This window comes from Xanthomonas sp. 1678 (assembly GCF_031455575.1).
Classification (GTDB): Bacteria; Pseudomonadota; Gammaproteobacteria; order Xanthomonadales; family Xanthomonadaceae; genus Xanthomonas_A.
Genome location: NZ_JAVDSZ010000017.1, coordinates 1 through 20,314 on the forward strand (window position 1 = coordinate 1; position 20,314 = coordinate 20,314).

General features: G+C 68.1%; 14 protein-coding genes and 2 rRNA genes. 11 read left to right on the forward strand and 5 right to left on the reverse strand.

The features are described from left to right. Both J2Y70_RS20970 and rrf read left to right on the forward strand, forming a co-directional pair. Positions 1-77, forward strand: a 23S ribosomal RNA gene (locus J2Y70_RS20970); the annotation flags it as partial. 167 nt (positions 78-244) lie between these two features. Beyond that, a 5S ribosomal RNA gene (rrf, locus tag J2Y70_RS20975) occupies positions 245-359 on the forward strand. A gap of 67 nt (positions 360-426) precedes the next feature. On the opposite strand, the gene J2Y70_RS20980 is transcribed toward rrf, so the two are convergent. Then, positions 427-837: a PepSY domain-containing protein gene (locus tag J2Y70_RS20980; protein ID WP_309922221.1), complete on the reverse strand. Its 411-nt coding sequence runs from the start codon at positions 835-837 to the stop codon at positions 427-429. Positions 838-1,021: 184 nt separating this feature from the next. Here J2Y70_RS20980 and J2Y70_RS20985 point away from each other — a divergent pair, with 184 nt between their 5' ends. Beyond that, complete coding sequence (locus tag J2Y70_RS20985) at positions 1,022-2,089, forward strand: NAD(P)-dependent alcohol dehydrogenase (protein WP_309922104.1); 1,068 nt, start codon at positions 1,022-1,024, stop codon at positions 2,087-2,089. A gap of 441 nt (positions 2,090-2,530) precedes the next feature. Here the strand turns inward: J2Y70_RS20985 and J2Y70_RS20990 are convergent, their stop codons facing one another. Both J2Y70_RS20990 and J2Y70_RS20995 read right to left on the reverse strand, forming a co-directional pair. Next, entirely contained in the window at positions 2,531-4,261 is a 1,731-nt protein-coding gene (locus J2Y70_RS20990; protein WP_309922107.1) for a M28 family metallopeptidase, read from the reverse strand. A gap of 84 nt (positions 4,262-4,345) precedes the next feature. Next, positions 4,346-5,008 carry a hypothetical protein gene (locus J2Y70_RS20995; RefSeq protein WP_309922109.1) on the reverse strand — a complete coding sequence of 221 codons (663 nt, stop codon included), beginning with the start codon at positions 5,006-5,008 and terminating at the stop codon, positions 4,346-4,348. 143 nt (positions 5,009-5,151) lie between these two features. Here J2Y70_RS20995 and J2Y70_RS21000 point away from each other — a divergent pair, with 143 nt between their 5' ends. Then, positions 5,152-6,420, forward strand: coding sequence for a peptidoglycan DD-metalloendopeptidase family protein (locus J2Y70_RS21000; protein WP_309922223.1), 1,269 nt, complete (start codon positions 5,152-5,154; stop codon positions 6,418-6,420). Between the two features lie 104 nt (positions 6,421-6,524). Continuing rightward, on the forward strand, positions 6,525-8,042 hold the full coding sequence (locus J2Y70_RS21005) for a S41 family peptidase (RefSeq protein WP_309922112.1): 1,518 nt from the start codon (positions 6,525-6,527) through the stop codon (positions 8,040-8,042). Between the two features lie 207 nt (positions 8,043-8,249). Here J2Y70_RS21005 and J2Y70_RS21010 read toward each other — a convergent pair whose 3' ends face one another. Further along, the gene (locus tag J2Y70_RS21010; RefSeq protein WP_263396039.1) at positions 8,250-8,570 is read right to left on the reverse strand and encodes a DUF1820 family protein; all 321 of its coding nucleotides are present in this window, start codon (positions 8,568-8,570) and stop codon (positions 8,250-8,252) included. Between the two features lie 40 nt (positions 8,571-8,610). Then, positions 8,611-9,303: a rhomboid family intramembrane serine protease gene (locus J2Y70_RS21015; protein WP_145708760.1), complete on the reverse strand. Its 693-nt coding sequence runs from the start codon at positions 9,301-9,303 to the stop codon at positions 8,611-8,613. Between the two features lie 233 nt (positions 9,304-9,536). Here J2Y70_RS21015 and J2Y70_RS21020 point away from each other — a divergent pair, with 233 nt between their 5' ends. From J2Y70_RS21020 to J2Y70_RS21045, 6 genes are all read left to right on the forward strand, one after another. Further along, on the forward strand, positions 9,537-10,877 hold the full coding sequence (locus J2Y70_RS21020; RefSeq protein WP_309922119.1) for an outer membrane protein transport protein: 1,341 nt from the start codon (positions 9,537-9,539) through the stop codon (positions 10,875-10,877). A gap of 626 nt (positions 10,878-11,503) precedes the next feature. Next, on the forward strand, positions 11,504-14,476 hold the full coding sequence (locus J2Y70_RS21025) for a TonB-dependent receptor (RefSeq protein WP_309922122.1): 2,973 nt from the start codon (positions 11,504-11,506) through the stop codon (positions 14,474-14,476). A gap of 70 nt (positions 14,477-14,546) precedes the next feature. Next, the gene (locus J2Y70_RS21030; protein ID WP_309922126.1) at positions 14,547-16,421 is read left to right on the forward strand and encodes a beta-galactosidase; all 1,875 of its coding nucleotides are present in this window, start codon (positions 14,547-14,549) and stop codon (positions 16,419-16,421) included. A gap of 70 nt (positions 16,422-16,491) precedes the next feature. After that, entirely contained in the window at positions 16,492-17,868 is a 1,377-nt protein-coding gene (locus J2Y70_RS21035; RefSeq protein WP_309922129.1) for an APC family permease, read from the forward strand. Next, on the forward strand, positions 17,865-18,791 hold the full coding sequence (locus J2Y70_RS21040) for a sugar kinase (protein ID WP_309922227.1): 927 nt from the start codon (positions 17,865-17,867) through the stop codon (positions 18,789-18,791). Before J2Y70_RS21035 ends, J2Y70_RS21040 begins: the two co-directional genes overlap by 4 nt. Continuing rightward, on the forward strand, positions 18,772-20,184 hold the full coding sequence (locus J2Y70_RS21045; RefSeq protein WP_309922132.1) for a 6-phospho-beta-glucosidase: 1,413 nt from the start codon (positions 18,772-18,774) through the stop codon (positions 20,182-20,184). Before J2Y70_RS21040 ends, J2Y70_RS21045 begins: the two co-directional genes overlap by 20 nt. Positions 20,185-20,314 lie beyond the last annotated feature (130 nt).

A 20,314-nucleotide genomic window follows, 5' to 3' on the forward strand; every position in this document is an offset into this window, starting at 1 on the left:
GTGGTTGATAGGTCAGGTGTGTAAGTGCAGCAATGCATTGAGCTAACTGATACTAATGATCCGTGCGGCTTGACCATATAACCTCAAGGTGCTTCCAAGCATCCCTTAGCACGACACACGTCGATAGCTATCCAATCGCTCGCTACGTCACACCCTATGAGAGGCTGGCGCCAGTTGCCGTCTTCGACACCGCACATCCGTGCCACGTCCGAAGCTAGCAACCCGGCGACACTCCAACCGTCTCCCTGGTGAAATTAGCGCTGTGGAACCACCCGATCCCATCCCGAACTCGGAAGTGAAACGCAGCTGCGCCGATGGTAGTGTGGCTCAAGCCATGCGAGAGTAGGTCATCGCCAGGGGCTTTACCCCAAATCCCCGTCCGCAAGGACGGGGATTTTTTATTGCCTGCAGGAAAGCAACAACACCTCAGTCGTTCTGCGCGCTCACCACGCTGCCGTCCGTCGGGTCCGCGTACACCTCCACCCGCTGGCCCGTCGACGTCTGCGCCCGCGCTTCCCACAACCCGTCGTCGTACTTCAGGTCGTGTACCTGCGAGTACCCCGACGCCGTCAGCGCCGCGCGCACCTCCGCCTCGCTCAGCTTCGACGGCACCCCTTCCGCATACACCCGCCCACCGCGCGGGCCCACCCGCACGTCGCTGTGCTTGCCGTCACCGCTCGTGGCCTCCGTCTTCCACAGCCCGTCTTCGAACTTGAGCCGGTCCAGCTTGGTGTAACCCTGCTCGCTCAGCAGCGCGCGGACCTGCGCCTGCGTCAGCGGGGCGCTGCCTTGCGCCGCCGGCGCTTGCGCGTAGGCGCTGCCGGCTGCGAGCGCCAGCGTCCTTTAGTTCGTTGGCCCGCCGGCCAGGTTGATTCGCTCCGTTCCACTGACGATGCGCGCTTTTAATGCGTGGCGACTTAGACTTTCCGCCTGCCATCCAGCTTTGACGTGCGTTGTCGCTCCGACCGCACCTGGGCCTACCAGGCCGCACCCTCCTTTCCCCCGTTACGAGAGAACCCTCATGAGCCAAGCCAATGGATACGCCGCACGGGCGTCCGATCAGCCGTTGACCCCTTACGCGTTCGAACGCCGTGCGACTGGGCCGCAGGATGTCAGCATCGAGATCCTCTACTGCGGCGTCTGCCATTCCGACCTGCATACGGCACGCAACGAATGGCAGAACACCCAATACCCGTCCGTGCCGGGACATGAAATCGTCGGACGCGTGACTGCCGTCGGCGACCAGGTCGAGGCCTTCAAGGTCGGCGACCTGGTCGGCGTCGGGTGCATGGTCGATAGTTGCCGGCATTGTGCGTCCTGCGCGGACGGCGAAGAGCAGTATTGCGAGAACGGCTTCGTCGGTACCTACAACGGTCCGATGTTCGGTGGCGAGAACACCTATGGCGGTTACTCCGACCATATCGTGGTCGACCAGAAGTACGTGCTGCAGATCCACCATGCCGAAAAGGACCTCGCCGCGGTGGCACCGCTGCTGTGCGCCGGCATCACCACCTATTCCCCGTTGAACCACTGGAAGGTGGGACCGGGCAAGAAGGTCGGCATCGTCGGGCTGGGCGGTCTTGGCCATATGGGCGTGAAGATCGCGCACGCGATGGGCGCGCATGTGGTGCTGTTCACCACGTCGGCGAGCAAGAAGGAAGACGCGCTGCGTCTTGGCGCCGACGAAGTGGTGGTGTCCAAGCTGCCGGAGGAGATGGCGGCGCACAACAACAGTTTCGACTTCATCCTCAATACCGTCGCCGCTTCGCACGATCTGGATGCGTTTCTGACCCTGCTCAAGCGCGACGGCACCATGACCCTGGTCGGCGCACCGGCCGAGCCGCATCCGTCGCCGACCGTGTTCAACCTGATCATGAAGCGTCGGCGGCTGGCAGGCTCGTTGATCGGCGGCATCCGCGAGACCCAGGAGATGCTCGACTTCTGCGCGAAGCACGGCATCGTGTCCGACATCGAGACGATCGAGATGGCGCAGATCAACGAGGCCTACGAGCGCATGCTCAAGGGCGACGTGAAGTACCGCTTCGTCATCGACATGGCCAGCCTGGAGAAAGCCAAGCAGGCGGCCTGACCCATCGTATGGCAGGCCGCCGAACATGCGACCTGCTGCGACGACGATAAAGAGCTTCGACGAAGCGCCCGGGCATACAAATGCCCGGGCGCTTTTTTACTTTATGCGCGCGGTGCGTACGACACCGCGCTAGCGATTTGCTCTGACACTCGAAGTGGATCGTCACGTTGCGCACGCAGATCGTGTCGGACTGGCGAGGTTGGCCAGCGAGGCGCCGGGATTGGCGTGCAGGAAGCGCACGTTGCCGCGGCGCATTTGCACCTGCATGGAGGCGCAGCCGCGACAGGCTTGTCGGTACCGCCGGTCGCGACAGAAGTAGCTCGCCACACGTCGGCGACACCAGTAGCTGGCAGCACCACGCGGGAACCGTGCAGGGCGGGTTGAAACAACAACGGCGCCGCAGCGCCGTTGTCGTGACCCTTGCCGAGAGGCGTCAGCCGATCATTTGCCCGGTGCGGCCGGCGCCGGCTTGGCGCCGCCCATCATGCTGTCGCGGGCCGCCTTGAACGGGTTGTCCGAATACCAGTTCGGCCAAGCGTCGCCTGCGGCGAGTTCCTTGCCGACGCCGTAGACCGCCTGCAGGTCGTCCATCACCCCGTCGAGCTTCCAGGTGGCCGGATCGTACTGGTCGGCTGCCGTGTGGTAACGGTGCTTGCCGTAGTCCTCGGCGGCGCGCTTGCCGGCATCGATGCCGCCGTCGATCAGGTCTTCGCCGCCGTCGATGTACAGCGCCGGCACGCCGGCCTTGGCGAAGTTGAAGTGATCGGAGCGGAAGTAGAAGCCGCCCTGCGGCGAGGATTCGGCATGCAGCACGCGGCCTTGCGCAGCGGCGATCGGCTTGAGCAGGTCCTCCAGTTCGGAACTGCCGAAACCGTTGACCACCAGGTCCTTGGCGCGACCGGCGACCGGCATGGCGTCGAGGTTGATGACGCCGGCGATCTTGTTCAGCGGGAAGGTCGGATGGGCGACGTAATACTTGGAACCGAGCAGGCCCGACTCTTCCAGCGTCACCGCCAGGAACACCACCGAGCGCTCCGGCTTGGGCTGCTGATGCGCGAACGCGTCGGCGACCTCGAGGATGCCGGCGACGCCGGTCGCGTTGTCGACCGCACCGTTGTAGATGTTGTCGCCGGGCTCGCCCTCGTGCTTGCCGAGGTGATCCCAGTGCGCCATGTACAGCACCGCCTCGTCGGCACGGCTGCCGCCGGGCAGCACGCCGACCACGTTGCGCGACTTCTTTTCGGAGATCGTGCTCTTCAGGTCCACCGACAGCTTGGCCTTCAGCGGCACCGGCTTGAAGCCGCGCTTGCTCGCGTCCTTGTACGCCTGCGCCAGATCCAGCCCGGCATCGGCGAACAGCTGCTTGGCGGTCTCGGTGGTGATCCAGCCCTGCGCCGGAATGCGCGGTTCCGGATCGTCCTTGGCCGGCAGGTCGTACTGGGCGCCGGACCAGGAGTTCTTCACCACGTCCCAGCCGTAACTGGCGCCGGGGGTGTCGTGCACGATCAGCGCGGCAGCCGCGCCCTTGCGCGCGGCTTCCTCGAACTTGTAGGTCCAGCGCCCGTAATAGGTCATGCGCTTGCCTTCGAACAACGAGCCGTCCTCGGTGTGGAAGCCCGGGTCGTTGACGAACATCACCACCGTCTTGCCCTTCCAGTCCTGGTCGGCGTAGTCGTTCCACTTCTGCTCCGGCGCGTCCACGCCGTAGCCGACGAACACCATGTCGCTGGCGTCGATCTTGACCTCGGTCTGGCCGGTGCGGGTGCCGATCACCATGTCGGTGCCGAATGCCAGCTCGCGCGGCTTGCCGTTCTGCTCCAGCTTCAGCGTGGTGCGAGGGTCGGCCGTGGTCTCGGTCATCGCCACGTCCTGGAACCAGCTGTCGCCGTTGCCCGGCTGCAGGCCGATGCGCTGCATCTGGTCGCGGATGTAGGCGACGGTCTTGTCCTCGCCGGCGGTGCCCGGACCGCGGCCTTCGAACGCGTCCGAGGACAGGGTCTTGACCACTTCGCCGAAGTCGGCCGGGGTGATCTCGGGAGTGAAGGCGTGGGCCGCCGCGGCCACAGGAGCGGACGGCGGCGGTGCGGCATCGGCGGCCGGGGCCGGCGTTTCGCGTTTGCAGGCGGTCAGCGCAGCGGCCGCGGCCAGGCACAGCACAAGCTTGCGGGACATGGGGGCTCCTGGGGTCTGAGGAATCCCGATTCTATAGGCAAGTCCCGCGCGCGCGCCGCCGGCAGCGGAGGCCGGCGCGGCGGATCAGTTGTCCGGTGCGGTCTCGCCGTCGAACGCCTGGGCGGTGGCGCCGGTGATCGGCCCGGTCTTGGCGCTGCGGTGCACGTACAGCGTCACCTCGCGTTCGAAACGCAGCGGGCCATCGATCACCGCGCGCGGGCCGATGATGACGCGCGGCTTGCGCGCCGGCTTGAACGACATGCTGAAGCTCGGCTTGGTGATCTCGATCCCGCCGCTGATGTGCGAGTCGTGGCCCACGGTGATGTCGCCGTTGACCGTCTCGATGCCGCCTTGCAGCTGCGTGGCGACCAGGCCGATGCTGCCGTTGACGCTCTCCACGCCGCTGTCGATACGGCCGCCGCGGTCGACAAAGATGCCGCCGTTGACCGTCTCGATGGAACCGGAGATCTGCACCTGCTGGCCGACGCGGATGCCGCCGTTGACCGTGGACAGGCCCTTGGTCTGCGCGTTGTCGGCGATCTTGATGCCGCCATTGACGGTTTCCACGTCGCCGACGGTGGCGCCCGCCTCGACCTCGATGCCGCCGTTCACCGTCTCCAGGTCGCCGTATTGCTTGCCGGACTCGGCGGTGATGCTGCCGTTGACCTTGCTGATGCCTTCGGCGGCCACGGCGGGACCGGCGATCAGGGCCAGCGCCAACAGGACCGATAAATGCGTACGCTTCATCACCCACCTCCAGAACGCCGGCCAGTCGCGGCATCAATCGTGGGGCGATCACAACACGCTTCGCTACAATCCGCACCTGCCTGAAGTCATTGGACCAGCCCTTGCCCGCAACCGTCTTCGCTCCGCGCCCCGCCTCGCCCGGCATGGCAGGGCGGCGCCTGCGCGGGCCCTGGCGCGCTGCGCTGTGCCGGCTGGCGGCGGTCGCGCTGCTGCTGGTCGCGGCGCAGGCGCTGGCGCAGAACCCGCGCGAGGCCGAACGCCGGTTGGAGAAGGTGCGCGGCGAACTGAAGAGCGTGGCCGAGGAGCGGCGCGAGCTGGAAGGCAAGCGTGGCGACGCCGCGCGCCAGTTGCGCGAGGCCGACGAAAAGGTGGCCACGACCGGGCGCAGCCTGGCGCAGACTCAGCAGGCGCTGCGCCAGCACCAGCAGACCCTGGCCGAACTGGAGCGCAAGCGCGACACCCTGCGCAGCGGCCTGGTGCGGCAGCGTGCCGAACTGGCGCAGTTGCTGCGCGCGGCCTACGCGATCGGCGGCAATGCGCCGCTGAAGCTGCTGCTGGCGCAGGACAGGGTGGCCGACGCCAACCGGCTGCTGGCCTATCACCGCTATCTGCAGCGCGAGCGCGCGCAGCGCATCGCCACGCTGACCCAGGAGCTGCAGGCGCTGGAACAGGTCCAGCGCGACGTGGCGGCGCAGCGGCAACAGCTCAGCGCCGCGCAGCGCCAGCAGCAGGAACAGGCGGCGGCGCTGCAGCGCGACCGCAAGCAGCGCGCCAGCCTGGTCTCGGAACTGGACCAGCGCTACCAGGACCGCAGCGAGCGCGAAAAGGCGCTGGGCCAGGACGCCAAGGCGCTGGAAACGCTGCTGGCCAACCTGCGCGCGGCGGCCGCGCGGGCCGAGGCCGAGCGCCGCGCGGCGGCCAAGCGCGCCGCGGCCGAGCAGGCCGCGCAGGCCAAGGCCGCAGCGAAGAATCCCTCGCGCGGCGGCAGCAAGGTGCCGCCCAAGGTGGTGGCGTCGGCGCCGGCGCTGAAGGTCGGCGGTCTGGGCTGGCCGCTGTCCGGCGATCTGATCGCGCGCTATGGCGGCAAGCTGCCCGACGGGCGCACCAGCAACGGCGTGCTGATCGCGGCGCCGGCCGGCAGCACGATCACCGCGGTGGCCGACGGCACGGTGGTGTTCTCCGACTGGATGACCGGTTACGGCATGATCCTGATCGTGGACCACGGCAACGGCTACATGAGCCTGTACGCCCACAACGACGCGCTGCTGCGCGATCCCGGCGAGCGGGTCAAGCGCGGCGACGCGGTGGCCAAGGTCGGCAATTCCGGCGGCCAGGGGCGTCCGGCGCTGTATTTCGAATTGCGCCGCAACGGCCAGCCGGTGGATCCGTCGTCGTGGCTGCAGCGCCGCTGAGCGCCGCCGCGACGATCCGTTCAACGCGAATTTAGCCTGGCTTCGCGCATAATCCGGACAGCTGCGCCGTGCGCGCGCAGGCCATCCCCCAATCGGAGTGCTTCATGCGCGTAGTCCTGTCCGCTGCCTTGTTGCTTGCCCTGGCGCCGCTGCCGTCGATGGCGCAGAGCGCCGGCGAGCAGACGCCCACGGTCCCCACGGCCAGCGCCGACGATCCCGATGCCACCGAGTCGGCCACCTCGCGTGTGCCGCTGGACGAGATCCGCCGCTACGTGGCGGTGTACAACGCGGTGAAGGAAGCCTACGTCGATCCGGTCGATGACAAAAAATTGATGCAGTCGGCGATCCGCGGCCTGCTGCTGGACCTGGATCCGCACAGCACCTATTTCAGCAAGGAAGACGCCGAGGCCTTCGACGAACAGGCCACTGGCGCCTACGACGGCATCGGCGTGGAATTGCTGCAGCTGCCGGACAACACGCTCAAGGTGGTCTCGCCGATCGACGACACCCCGGCCGCGCGCGCCGGCGTGCGTTCGGGCGACATCATCGTCGCCATCGACGGCAAGCCGATCAGCGCGGTCAAGGCGATGGAGCCGTTGCGCGGCGAATCCGGCAGCAAGGTGGTGCTGACCATCGTCCGCGAGAAGCTGGACAAGCCGTTCGACGTGACCCTGACCCGGCAGACCATCCGCGTGGCCAGCGTGCGCAGCCGCATGCTCGAGCCGGGCTACGGCTACATCCGCATCAGCACCTTCCAGGCCGATACCGGCGCGGACTTCCACAAGCAGCTGCAGCAGCTGCAGACGCAGGCCGGCGGCAAGCTGCGCGGCCTGGTGCTGGACCTGCGCAGCAACCCCGGCGGTCTGCTGACCGCGGCGGTGCAGGTCGCCGATGACGTGCTCGACAAGGGCACCATCGTGACCACGCGCGGACGCATCTCGGTCAGCGATTCCAAGTTCGACGCCACGCCCGGCGACGTTCTCAACGGCGCGCCGATGGTGGCGCTGGTCGATGCCGGGTCGGCCAGCGCCTCGGAGGTGCTGGCCGGAGCGCTGCGCGACAACAAGCGCGCGCGCATCGTCGGCAGCCGCACCTTCGGCAAGGGCTCGGTGCAGACCGTGCTGCCGCTGGACAACGGCGACTCGGTCAAGCTGACCACGGCGCGCTACTACACGCCCAGCGGCAAGTCGATCCAGGCCAGCGGCATCGTGCCGGACGTGGTGCTGCGCCCGGAAGAGGGCAAGGACGACGCGGACACGCCGGCGGTGCTGGCCGACTACAGCGAAGCGACGCTGCCCGGCCACCTGCACGGCGACGACGAAGGCGCCGAAGGCTACAGCGCCGGCGACGTGCTGCCCGGCGATGCGCCGATCGCGCAGGCGCTGGCCGAGTTGAAGCAGCCGGGCGCGGTGGCCAGGGCCGCGGCGGCCAAGCCGGCCAAGGCCAAGCCGAAGGCGGCCGCGCCGACGGCAGCGAAGCCGGCGACGCTCGCGCCCAAGACGGTGGCGCCGAAGAGCGACGCGCCGAAGGCCGATACGCCGCAAGCCGAGACACCGAAGGTCGATCCGCCCAAGACCGACGCACCCAAGACCGACACGCCGGCGCCGCCTTCGGGCAGCTGACGCTGCGGTCGCAGTGTGCCGCGCCGGTCACGGCGCGGCTGCGCCTACGCGACGCAGTCCATCAATCCGGCAACGCCCTTGTAGGAGCGGCTTCAGCCGCGACCGGGCGCTACCGGTAGCGCCCGGTCGCGGCTGAAGCCGCTCCTACAGGAAGCAAAGCGCGGACAGAGAGATGCGCTGCTCGCTCGCGATCAGCGCCGCCTCGGCTCAGCGCGGCTTGCCGGGCATCGGGAACGGGGTGATCACCTTTTCGCCGGTGGTCGCGTCGCGGATCGCGGACTGGCCTTTCTTCTCCACTTCCTCGATGCGCACGATGCTCTGCATCGGCAGGTGCAGCATCTTGGTGTCGCCGAACTCCTCGCGCAGGCGTTCCTCGGTGGGATCGACGACCAGGCCGTCGTGCAGGTCGAACACCAGCGCGCCGATCTCGCTGAAGCCCCACAGGTGGCTGCTGCCCACGTGCTGCGCGTACAGCTCGTACACCTTGCCGTGGTTGAGGAACGTCACTTTGTACAGGGGCTTGGCCATGCGCGAAGTATAGAGCGCGGTAGCGCGGCGGCGCGGCGGCTCAGAAGCCCTTGCGCTTGCGCAGGCGCCGCGCGATCGCCGCGCGCACGTACAGCCCGTACGCCATGCCGAAGGCGAAGCCGGTCAGGTGCGCCGACCAGGCGACCATGCCGAACGCCGGGCCGATGTAGGCGAACACCACCTGCAGCGCCGCCCAGGTGCCGATCAGCAGCGACGCCGGCGCGCGCACGAATTCCAGGAACAGCCCCAGCGGCAGCACCACCCCGAGCTTGGCGCGGGGAAACAGCGCCAGGTAGGTGCCGATCAGCGCCGAGACCGCGCCGCTGGCGCCGATGATGACCCGGTCCGGGGTGCCGATCGCGAACACCGCGGCCAGGTTGGAGATGGCGCCGCCGCCCAGGAACAGCAGCAGGAAGCGCCACGGCCCGAGCACGCGTTCGGCCGGCAGGCCGAAGATCAGCAGGAACACCAGGTTGCCGAGCAGGTGCGACCAGTCCGCATGCAGGAACAGGGCGGTGAACAGGCGCAGCACGCTGCCGTCCTGCACCGTCGCCAGCCAGTCGCGCGGGCTGGCGACGCCGGCCGACAGCGCGCCCCAGTCCAGCCACAGGGTCGCGCGCGCCTGGTTGGGGCGGCTGATCGACCACAGGAACGCCAGCCACATCGCCGCGAACAGCAACGGCGTGGCCCAGCGCAGCGTGGTCCGGTCGCGGGAAGGGATGGAGACGAACATGCCTGTACCGGGGAAGGCGGCCCGTAACGATACCGGCTCCATTCGGCTGAACGCACGCCTACTCCGCGCGAAGCTGAACGGGGGCTATTGTTATTGTTCGGTTAACGCGGCGGGGTATACTGCATACGGCGTCGTATGTCGGGAGGGGAATCCGGCGCGCGCTCCTGGCTTGCACAGCTGGGGGTGCGCAGGCGCGAACACAGACATTTTCGTCTTCCGGAGAGTGACAAGCCATGCAAAACGCAACCCAGTTCGTCCGTTTCACCGCCCTGGCCGTCGGCATCGTCGGCGCCCTGACCATCGGTCAGGCGCACGGCGCCGCGTTCCAGCTCAAGGAAAACAGCGCCAAGGGCCTGGGCCGCGCCTTCGCTGGCTCCGGCAGCGCCCCGGACGATGCCTCGATCATCGCCAACAACCCCGCCGGCATGCGCCAGCTCGACGGCCGCCTGTTCCAGGCCGACGTCAGCGCGATCCACTTCTCGGCCAAGTACAAGGGCGAGAGCGGCACCTACGCCACCGGCGCGCCGATCTCCGGCGGCGACGGCGGCGACGCCGGCATGATCGCCCCGGTCCCGGCGATGTACTTCCACGTGCCGTTCGGCGAGAACAACAACATGCACCTCGGCACCTCGGTGACGGTGCCGTTCGGCTTCAAGACCGAATACGACCGCGACTGGGTCGGCCGCTACAACGGCGTCAAGACCGAGCTGCAGGCGATCGACTTCAACGTGGCGTTCTCGTACGACGTGAACCCGTACGTGTCGTTCGGCGCGTCGGTGTTCGCCGAGCGCCTGGACATCGAACTGACCAACGCGGTCGATTTCGGCAGCATCCTGGCTGCGCGCCGCGTGCCGGGCTTCGCGCCGGGCAGCGCCGACGGCTACTCCAACATCAAGGGCGACAGCACCGAGGTCGGCTTCACCCTGGGCGGCCTGTTCAGCATCGATGAGAACACCCACATCGGCCTGAGCTACCGTTCGCAGGTCGAGCACAAGATCACCGACGGCGACGCCAACTTCACCACCCCGGCCAATGCCGCGACGGTGCTGGGCGTCGCCGCGCCGGGTACCTTCATCGACACCAAGGGCCGCGCCACGGTCAAGCTGCCGGCCAGCGCGACCGCCAGCTTCACCCACAACATCAACGAGCAGTGGTCGGTGATGGCCGACGTCACCCGTACCGCCTGGAGCAAGTTCGACCGGGTCACGGTGGACTTCGCCTCCAACCAGCCCGACAGCGTGCTGGACTTCTCCTACCGCGACACCACTTTCGTCTCGATCGGTGCCGATTACCGCATGAGCGACACGCTGACGCTGCGTGGCGGCCTGGCCTACGACCAGACCCCGACCACCGACGATCACCGCGACGTGCGCGTGCCCGACGCGAGCCGCAAGTGGGTCTCGATGGGTCTGAGCTGGCGTCCGTCCGAGCAGGCCGAGTACAACTTCGGTTATACCCACCTGTTCACCAGCGATCCGCACATCGCCACCACCAGCGCCACCGGCAACTCGCTGGTCGGTAGCTACGACGTGAGCGGCAACGTGCTGGCGGCGTCGGTCAACTACAAGTTCTGATCGATCGCTTGCGCGACAGTGCGCGGCGCAGGCCGCGCGCCACCAAGGCCCCGCTTCGGCGGGGCTTTTTTATGCGCGTTTCCCTGTCGTTGGTGCGGCTCTGCGCATATCCCGGCGCATGCTTGACAGGTGTCGCACCCGGGCGTAGAAGGCTTGTGAAGCCGATGGGGAGATGACATCGGCATGCGGCCACGGCAATCATGCCGTCGCCATCGTCCTGCGGCCGTCGAATGGGAGAGGTTGGTAATGCACCACCGCGCATCGAACCCTTCGTCCTGTGCTGCAGCGCCGCTGCGGTCCTCCGCCGTAGCGTCGGCCTCGGTTGCCGTGCGCGTTTGCCAAGGCCTGCCGGCGTGACCGTTCGCCACAAACTGAGCGCCCTGCGCTCACGCGACAAGTGCGTCGCCGGCTACTCGCCGCCTCGACGCTAATCGTGCATCGCGGTCTGATCTGACCGACGCGTCGCGTTTGTTTCCCGTGTTCCGTTGCCCGTGCGCGCATGTCCTGCGCGCAGCGTCGCAGCGTGCGCGCCATGCATCCGTCCCGCGTCCGGTCACTACCGATGACATCCGGGTGCCGACCTGCGTCGCGCCCCGGTGCCTGGCACTTTTGGCGAGGGGAAGCACATGGGCATTCGTGTTCGTTCGAACAGCAAGGTTCTGGTTGAGGCGATTGTGGCGGTACTGGGGGCGAGCGCCGCATTGACGGCGGCGGCGGGGACGGTGACCGGCCAGGTCAGCGTGCACGACGGCGGCAAACCTGCCGCGAACGCGCGGGTCAGCATCGCCGGAACCGCGTATGCGGCGGTGACCGATGCCAATGGGCACTTCGCGATTGCCGACGTACCGGCCGGGCAATACGCGCTGGAGTCGAGCTATCCGGGTTTCAGCGCGGCGCAGACCCGCTTCGACGTCAGCGACACCGGCACCACCGCGCTCAACATCGCGCTGGACGAGGTCAAGCAGCTGAAGAACGTCACCGTCGTCGCCAATCGCTACGACGCCAGCAACCTCAAGATGAACGCGGCGAACACGGTGGACGTGCTCTCCGCCAACGACTTGCAGCACACCGCGGTGCACAACGTCGCCGAGGCGCTGGGCCTGATTTCGGGCATCAACATCACCACCACCGGTTCGGGCTATTTCGGCGGCGTGGACGGCGCGGCGCGCGGCGAAGGCATGTTCGCCTCGGTGCGCGGCTTGCCGTCGGAGTACAACGTCAACCTGATCGACGGGGTCACCGTCGCGCAGGGGATGCCCTACAGCCGCAGCGTCCAGCTCAGCCTGCTGCCGCCGTCGGGGCTGCAGACCATCGTGGTCAACAAGACCTCCACCGCCGACATGGACGGCGATGCGATCGGCGGTACCATCGATTTCCGCACGCCCACCGCGTTCGACTTCAAGCAGACCACCAGCGGCAGCGTGACCGGCAGCGGCCGCCTGGAGAGCCGCGCGCGCGACTACGGCGGCGACGGCCTGGGCGGCGGCCTGGCCGGGGAGTTCCAGCACAAGTTCGGCGACGAGCAGCAGTTCGGCTTCTACGCCAGCGCCTATTACGACTACCGCACCTCGACCAACAGCGAAGTGGCCGCAGCGACCAGCGCGCTCGGCGACGGCTCCTGGGAATTCCTGCACACCGATGCCGCCGGCGGCAACGCCGCCGGCTACGATCCGCAGCACAACCTGACCAGCACCGGCATGAACGTCGGCGTGGTCGCCGGCTGGGAACGCCGCTACGGCGGCAACGCCGCGTTCGACTGGCAGGTCGACGACAGCCTGTCGCTGTATGCACGCGCCACCTACGCCTACGCCCAGACCGAGCAGGGCACGACCTTCACCCAGTTGCTGCCGCAGAACGTCACCTACGTGCCGAGTTCGACGGCAGGGGTCTACACGCCCGACATCGGCCGCATCGCCTCGCGCTTCTGGTACGAGACCAATCCGGAGATCGCCGACCTGGCAACATTCCAGATCGGCGCACGCAAGACCTCCGGCGGCTGGACCTTCATGCCGAACCTGTTCTACAGCTTCGGCGACAACGACCGGCCCGACCACGTCGAGATCGACGGGCGCGAGGACAAGTTCTCGCAGGCCAACTACGCCTACTCCGGCAGTTCGCTGGTCGGCTACGGCGGCGGCGCCTTTCCGTATCCCCAGCTGACCCCGGCGCTGCTGGCGCAGGTCAACGCCATCCCGTCGCTGTACGCCAGCAGCTACGGCGAGCTGACCAAGATCTATTCCGGACAGAAGAAGGGCGGCGCCAAGTTCGATGTTCGCTACGACTTCGACGACGGCGCGCTGGCGTCGCTGCAGTTCGGGGTGAAGTACAGCAAGAGCTCGCGCAATTTCAGCAACCGCGACTGGTGGACCGGTGGCGTGGACGACACCAGCACGCTGGGCGACCTGGGCATCTTCAACGGCAACTACAGCGCGATCTTCCCCGGCAAGTATTCCTGGGTCACGCCCAGGGTCAGCGAGACCGCGGTCGCCAACGTCATCTACAGCCATCTGCGCGACGACGACCTGGACAGCTGCGGCAGCGCGTACTACGTCAATAACTGGAACTGCAACACGATGCGCGGCACCGAGGCCGTCGCCGCGGCCTATGCGATGGCGACCTTCTCGCTCGGCAATCTGGAAATCGTGCCGGGCGTGCGCTTCGAGCACAGCAGCATCCACAACACGTTCTGGGTGACGCCGTCCGACGCCGACGGCAACCAGACGGTCGGCTACTTCGACAGCAACCACACCGCCTACGACGAACCGCTGCCGAGCGTGTTCCTGACCTGGCGTCCCGACGCGCGCACCGCCTACCGCGCCTCGCTGTGGACCAGCTATACCCGGCCCGCATTCGTGCAGTTGGGTGGTGGCAGCAATATCAGCGTCTCCAATGGAAATACCACGATCACCCAGGGCAATCCGGACCTGAAGCCGATCGAATCCACCAACCTGGACCTGTCCGGCGAATGGTCGACCGAGCACGGCGGCTTCTTCTCGGTGGCTGGCTTCTACAAGCGCCTGCGCAACTACATCTACGACGCCGGCTCCGGCCAGGCCAATCCGGGTACCAGCGGCAGCGGTACGGTGTTCTATTCGATGCCGACCAACGGCGGCGACGGTCGCGTCTATGGCCTCGAGCTCAGCGCGCGCCAGCGCTTCCAGGACCTGCCTGAACCGCTGAACGGCCTTGGCGTGAGTTTCAACGCCACCCGCCAGCATGCGCGCGCCGACCTGGGCATGGACGGCTTCGAGAACGAGCACATGCAGTCGGCGCCCAATGCCATGGCCAACGTCGAGCTGTTCTACGAACGCGAGCGCTTCTCGGTGAACCTGAGCTACCACTTCAGCAGTTCGTATCTGCTCGGCTACGACTATCTGCATCAGGGCGCGCCGTGGGACGACCTGTGGGCGCGCCCGACCCGGCGCGTGGACCTGCACGCCGGCTACCACTTCGACAACGGCCTGAGCCTGGACCTGTCGATCTCCAACCTGACCAAGGAGTACAGCTACTGGGCGCACGTGGGCCGCAGCGACCTGGCGATCTCGGACATCGTCGATGCCGGCATGACCACGTTGCTGACCGCCAAGTACACGTTCTAGCCAGCTCTCCGCAGGATCGGGGCGGTGCGCCTGCACCGCCTCCTTGCGCGCGCCGCCTTCGGAGACCTCGATGAAACGTCGCAATTTTTGCCTGCTCAGTGTGCTCGCGCCACTCGGGATGGCCGCCATGGTGCCCACGGGCGCGGCCGCCACGCTTGCCGCGCCGGTGCCGGATGGACGCCCGCACAGTTTCGGCTTCGCGCACGCGCAGTTCGTGCTGGATGGCCAGCCGTGGCAGATCCGCAGCGGCGAGATGCATCCGCTGCGCATCCCGCGCGAGGAGTGGCTGCACCGGATCCGCATGGCCAAGGCGATGGGCTTGAACACCATCGCCCTGTACCTGATGTGGAATGCATTGGAAACGGAACCCGGCGTGTTCGACCTGGACAGCGGGCGCCGCGATTTCGCCGCTTTCATCCGCCTGTGCGCGCAGGAAGGCATGTGGGTGTACCTGCGGCCTGGCCCCTACGTCTGCGCCGAATGGACGCTCGGCGGCCTGCCCGCCTATCTGTTGCGCGAACCGGACATGCGCCTGCGCGATGCCGGCGATGCGCGCTACATGGCGGCGGTGCGGCGCTACATCGCCGCGGTGGCGCCGCGGATCGCACCGCTGCTGGCGTCGGCCGGCGGGCCGGTGCTGATGCTGCAGATCGAGAACGAATATTCGATGTTCGGCGATGACGTCGGCTACCTGCAGGCGCTGCGCGCGCTGTGGCAGGAACACGGCATCGACGGGCCGTTCGCGGTCGCCGATGGGATGAAGGATCTGCGCCGGCGCAAGGCCTACTTGCCGGGTGCGGCGCTGGGCCTGGACGGCGCCGACCTGGCCGATCTGCAGCACGGCCGCACGTTCGCCGGCGAGGCGCCGGTGTGGGTGGCCGAGGGCTATCCCGGCTGGCTGACGCATTGGGGCGAAGCCGATTTCGCGCGTCGCGACTACCTGCCGACGCTGCGCCGGCTGCTGGCGCACGGTTATTCGTTCAACCTGTACGTGGTGCATGGCGGCAGCAACTTCGGCTTGAGCGCCGGCGCCAATGCCGACGACGACGGCTCCAACTTCCAGCCGGCGTTGACCAGCTACGACTACGCCGCGCCGATCGACGAGCGCGGCGCGGCGACGCCGGCCTATTTCGCGCTGCGCGAAGCGATCGCCGCGTCCCTGCCGCAGCGCTTGCCGGCGTTGCCGCCGGCGCCGCCACGCGCGCGCTTCGCCGCGACGCTGGCGTTTCCGTATGCGGCCTTGTGGGACAACCTGCCGGCGGCGCCGGTGGCGACCGTGGCGCCGGCCGGCAACGAGCTGCTGTTCGGCCAGGACCAGGGACTGGTGCTGTATCGCCGCCGCATCGGTCCCGGTGCGCAGCTGCGCATGGACGGCGTGCACGACTACGCCGTGGTGCAGGTGGATGGCGAGGAAGTGGGGCACGTGTCGCGGGTGCGCCACCGTGCATTGCATTCTTCGCCGCAGCTGACCCTGCCGCGGGCGCAGCAAGCGGACCGTACGCTGGAAATCCTGGTCGACAGCTTCGGCCATGTGAACTTCGGCCCGGCGCTGGGCGATGCCAAGGGGCTGCTCGGCGAGGTGCAGTTGCAAGGCGCGCCGCTGCAGGACTGGCAGGCGTATCCGATCGCGCTGGACGACGCGTGGATCCAGGCGCTGCAGCCGCTGCGCGCGGCGGCGTCGCGGCCGGGGCTGTTCTTCCGTGCGGAGATCGTGGTCGAGTCGCCCGGCGACGTCTACCTGGACATGCGCGAGTGGGACAAGGGTTATCTATGGGTCAACGGCCAGTTGCTCGGCCGCTACTGGCGCATCGGACCGCAGCAATGCCTGTACTGCCCGGGACCATGGCTGCGGCAAGGCCGCAACGAGGTGCTGGTGCTCGATCTGCACCGCACCCGCGCCGCAACGATCCGCTGCGCGAAATCGTTGCAGGGCGAGCGCGCATGAGCCTGCGCCGCATCCGCACCGATCGTCTCCGTCCGATCCACTGCGTCGCGCGGGCGACGAGGGAGTCTGCATGCTGCTGACCACGCCCGATACGACTGCGCGCCCCGATGCCGACCACGCGCCGCCGCGCGTGATCGGATTCTGGGGCGGCCTGTCCGCGAACCTGCTGAACATGATCGGGATCGGCCCGTTCATCACCATTCCGTTGGCGCTGTCGGCGCTGGCCGGGCCGATGGTGCTGCTGGGTTGGGTGGCTGGCGCATTGCTGTGCCTGTGCGACGGTCTGGTGTGGGCCGAACTGGGATCGGCGATCCCCAAATCCGGCGGGCCGTACCACTACCTGCGCGAGGCCTATGGCCGCGAGCGTCTGGGCAGCCTGTTCGGCTTCCTGTACCTGTGGCAGACGCTGCTGACCGCGCCGTTGTCGATCGGCGCGGCGGCGGTCGGTTTCACCCAGTACCTGGCCTTCCTGGCGCCGAGCCTGGTGCCGTGGCAGCTGACCGCGATCGCCGCGGCGCTGTGCCTGTTCAACACCGCCTTGCTGTACCGCGAGGTGCGCTCGGTGCAGCTGCTGTCGCTGCTGGTCAGCGCCGCGGTGGTGGCGGCGGTGGTGTGGATCGTCGCCAGCGGCGCGCTGCATTTCGACATGGCCATCGCGCGGCGTTTCCTGCAGGCCGGCACGGCCTCGCCGCACGGCTTCTGGCTCGGTTTCGGCGCGGTGGCGCTGATCGCGGTGTACGACTACGGCGGCTACAACAACGTGTGCATGCTCGGCGGCGAGATCCGTCAGCCGCGGCGCAACATCCCGCTGGCGGTGCTGTGTTCGATCCCGATCGTGGCGGCGCTGTACCTGGGCCTGAACGTGGCCATCCTCGGCGTGCTGCCGTGGCAGCAGGCGGCGCAATCCAAGGCGGTGGTGGCCGATTTCATGCAGGCGATCTACGGGCATGTCGGCAGCACCATCGCCGTGGCGTTGATCATGCTCGCCAGCTGGGGCTCGGCGCTGGTGGTGCTGCTGGGCTATTCGCGGGTGCCGTACGCGGCGGCCGCCGAAGGGCAGTTCTTCCGCGTGTTCGCGCGGCTGCATCCGCGCGGGCGCTTTCCGACGGTGTCGCTGCTGTTCGTCGGCGCGACCTCGGCGCTGGCCTGCCTGCTGTCGCTGGACGACCTGATCGCCACGCTGATGGTCATCCAGATCATGTTCCAGTTCATGGCGCAGTGCCTGGCGGTGGTGCTGTTGCGGCGCCAGCCGCAGCGTCCGCGCGATGCGTTCTCGATGCCGTTGTATCCGTGGCCGCTGTGGGTGAGCGTGGCCGGCTGGCTGTACATCCTGGCGACCAGCCAAGGCCGCCACCTGCTCGCCGCGGTCGTGGCGCTGTGTCTGGGCACGGCGCTGTTCTTCATTCAAGCCAGGAGACAGGGCACATGGCCTTGGGCAGCACGATGAGCGCGTGCGACGTTGCCGTGGTCGGCGAGATCTATGCCGATCACATCCTCAGCGGCTTCCAGCGCTGGCCGCAGCCGGGCGAAGAAGCACTGGCCAGCGCCTATCTGCGCGAACTCGGCGGCGGCAGCGTCAACACCGCCTGCGGGTTGGCGCGGCTGGGACGCACGACGCGGCTGATCGGCCTGATCGGCGAAAGCGACCGGCCCTGGTTCGCGCAGCGCCTGGGCCAGTTCCAGGTGCGCAGCGATGGGCTGCGCAGCGACCCGGCGGGAACCGGAATCACGGTCAGCGTGTCGATGCCCGACGACCGTGCGTTCTTCACCTACCTGGGCGCCAATGCCCAGCTCGATGCGCTGCTCGCGCGCGCCGAGGTGCTGGACGAACTGTGCGCGGCGCGCCATGTGCATTTCGCGATGCCGCTGTCGCGCGCGCTGGCGCAGACGCTGTTGCCGGCGCTGGCCGCGGCCGGCTGCACGACGTCGCTGGACGTGGGCTTCAGCCCGGAGTGGCTGGCCGCGCCGCACAACCTCGCGACCTGCCGCGAGGTCGACTATTTCCTGCCGAACCAGAAAGAGGCCGCGCTGCTCGGCTGCGGCGACGGCGCCGAGGCATGCCGCCAGTGGGCCGCCTCGCTGGGGCTGCGGCATGCGGCGATCAAGCTCGGCGGCGCCGGCGCGATGGCGGTCGATGCGGCCGGCGCGCGCCGCGTGGCCGCGCCCGCGGTGCAGGTGCGCGACACCACCGGCGCCGGCGACGCCTTCGACGCGGGCTTCATCGATGCGCTGCTGGATGGCGCAGGACTCGACGACTGCCTGCGCCGCGCCTGCTTCTGCGGCGCGTCCTGCTGCGCCGCGCTCGGCGCGCTGGACGGCCTCCCCGATTCCGACCAACTGAGGGACAGCAATGACAGCAACGAATCGTAAGATCGCCTTGATCGGCGGCGGCGGGGTACGCTCGCCGCTGGTCGTGTACGGGGTCAACGAGGCGGCCGCGGCACTGGGCGTGGAAGAGATGGTGCTGTACGACCCGGATCCGGAGCGCGTACGGCTGATGGTGGCGATGGGCCGTGCGGTGGTGACCGAGTTCGGCGGCGACTTGCGCCTGCGCGCCGCCGATTCGCTGGAGGACGCGATCGAAGGCGCGGACTTCGTACTCAACAGCATCCGCATCGGCGGCATCGCGCAGCGCGCCGCCGACGAGCGGGTGAGCATCGACCAGGGCTATCCGGGCCAGGAGACCACCGGCCCGGCGGGTGTGGCCATGGCCTTGCGCACCGTGCCGGTGTCGATCGCGCAGGCGCGGCTGGTGGAGCGCTTGAGCCCGGATGCGTGGCTGGTCAATTTCACCAACCCGGCCGGGTTGATCACCCAGGCGGTGACCACGCATACCCGCGCCAAGATCGTCGGCATCTGCGATACCCCGACCGAACTGTTCCACAACATCGCGCACGCGCTGGGCGCGCACCACGCGGCGGTGGAATGCGACTACGTCGGCCTCAACCACTTGGGCTGGGTGCGCGGCGTGCGCCTGCACGGCGAGGAGGTCATCGACCGGCTGTTGCAGGACGACGCGCTGCTGCGCCAGCTGTACCTGGCGCCGCTGTTCGACTTCGACATGATCCGCGCGCTGCGGCTGATTCCCACCGAATACCTGTTCTTCTACTACGAACGGCGCCGCGCGCTGGCCAACCAGCGCACCCAGGGCGGCAGCCGCGGCGCCGAGATCGAGACCTTGAACCACGCGCTGATCGCCACGCTCGGCAGCCGCCTGCAGGCCGGCGACGGCCACGGCGCGGTACAGGCCTATGCGGCGTATCTGAACCAGCGCTCGGGTTCGTACATGAAGCTCGAGGCCGAAGGCGGTTCGGCGTTCGATCCCGGGACCAGCCTGCAGTCCGATCCGTTCCGGGTCAGCACCGGCTACCACCGCATCGCCATCGACGTGATGAGCGCGCTGACCGGCGCGGTGCCGGCGAAGATCGTGGTCAACGCGCGCAACCAGGGCGCGATCGCCGATCTGCCCGACGACGACATCGTGGAGATCACCTCGCAGATCGACCGCGACCGCATCGTGCCGTGCCCGACCGCGCCGCTACCGGACGCGGTGCATGGCCTGATCCGCGCGGTGAAGGCCTACGAGCGCGCGGCGATCGAGGCGGTGCTGTCGGGCAGCCGCCTGACCGCGCGCAAGGCGATGCTGATCCATCCGGCGATCGGCGAATGGACGCCGTCGCACGATCTGCTGGAGAGCCTGTTCGGGCACCTCAGCGACGACGGCCAGTGCCTGTGCCAGGGGCCGATGCATTGGCATGGCTGAGGCGCGCGAGTGCGCGGCGGCGGACGTGGATCCGCCACCGCGTGTGCCGAGTTCTGTGTGGCTTTCGTGTAGGAGCGGCTTCAGCCGCGACATTGTCTTATCGGAGAGTACCTGTCGCGGCTGAAGCCGC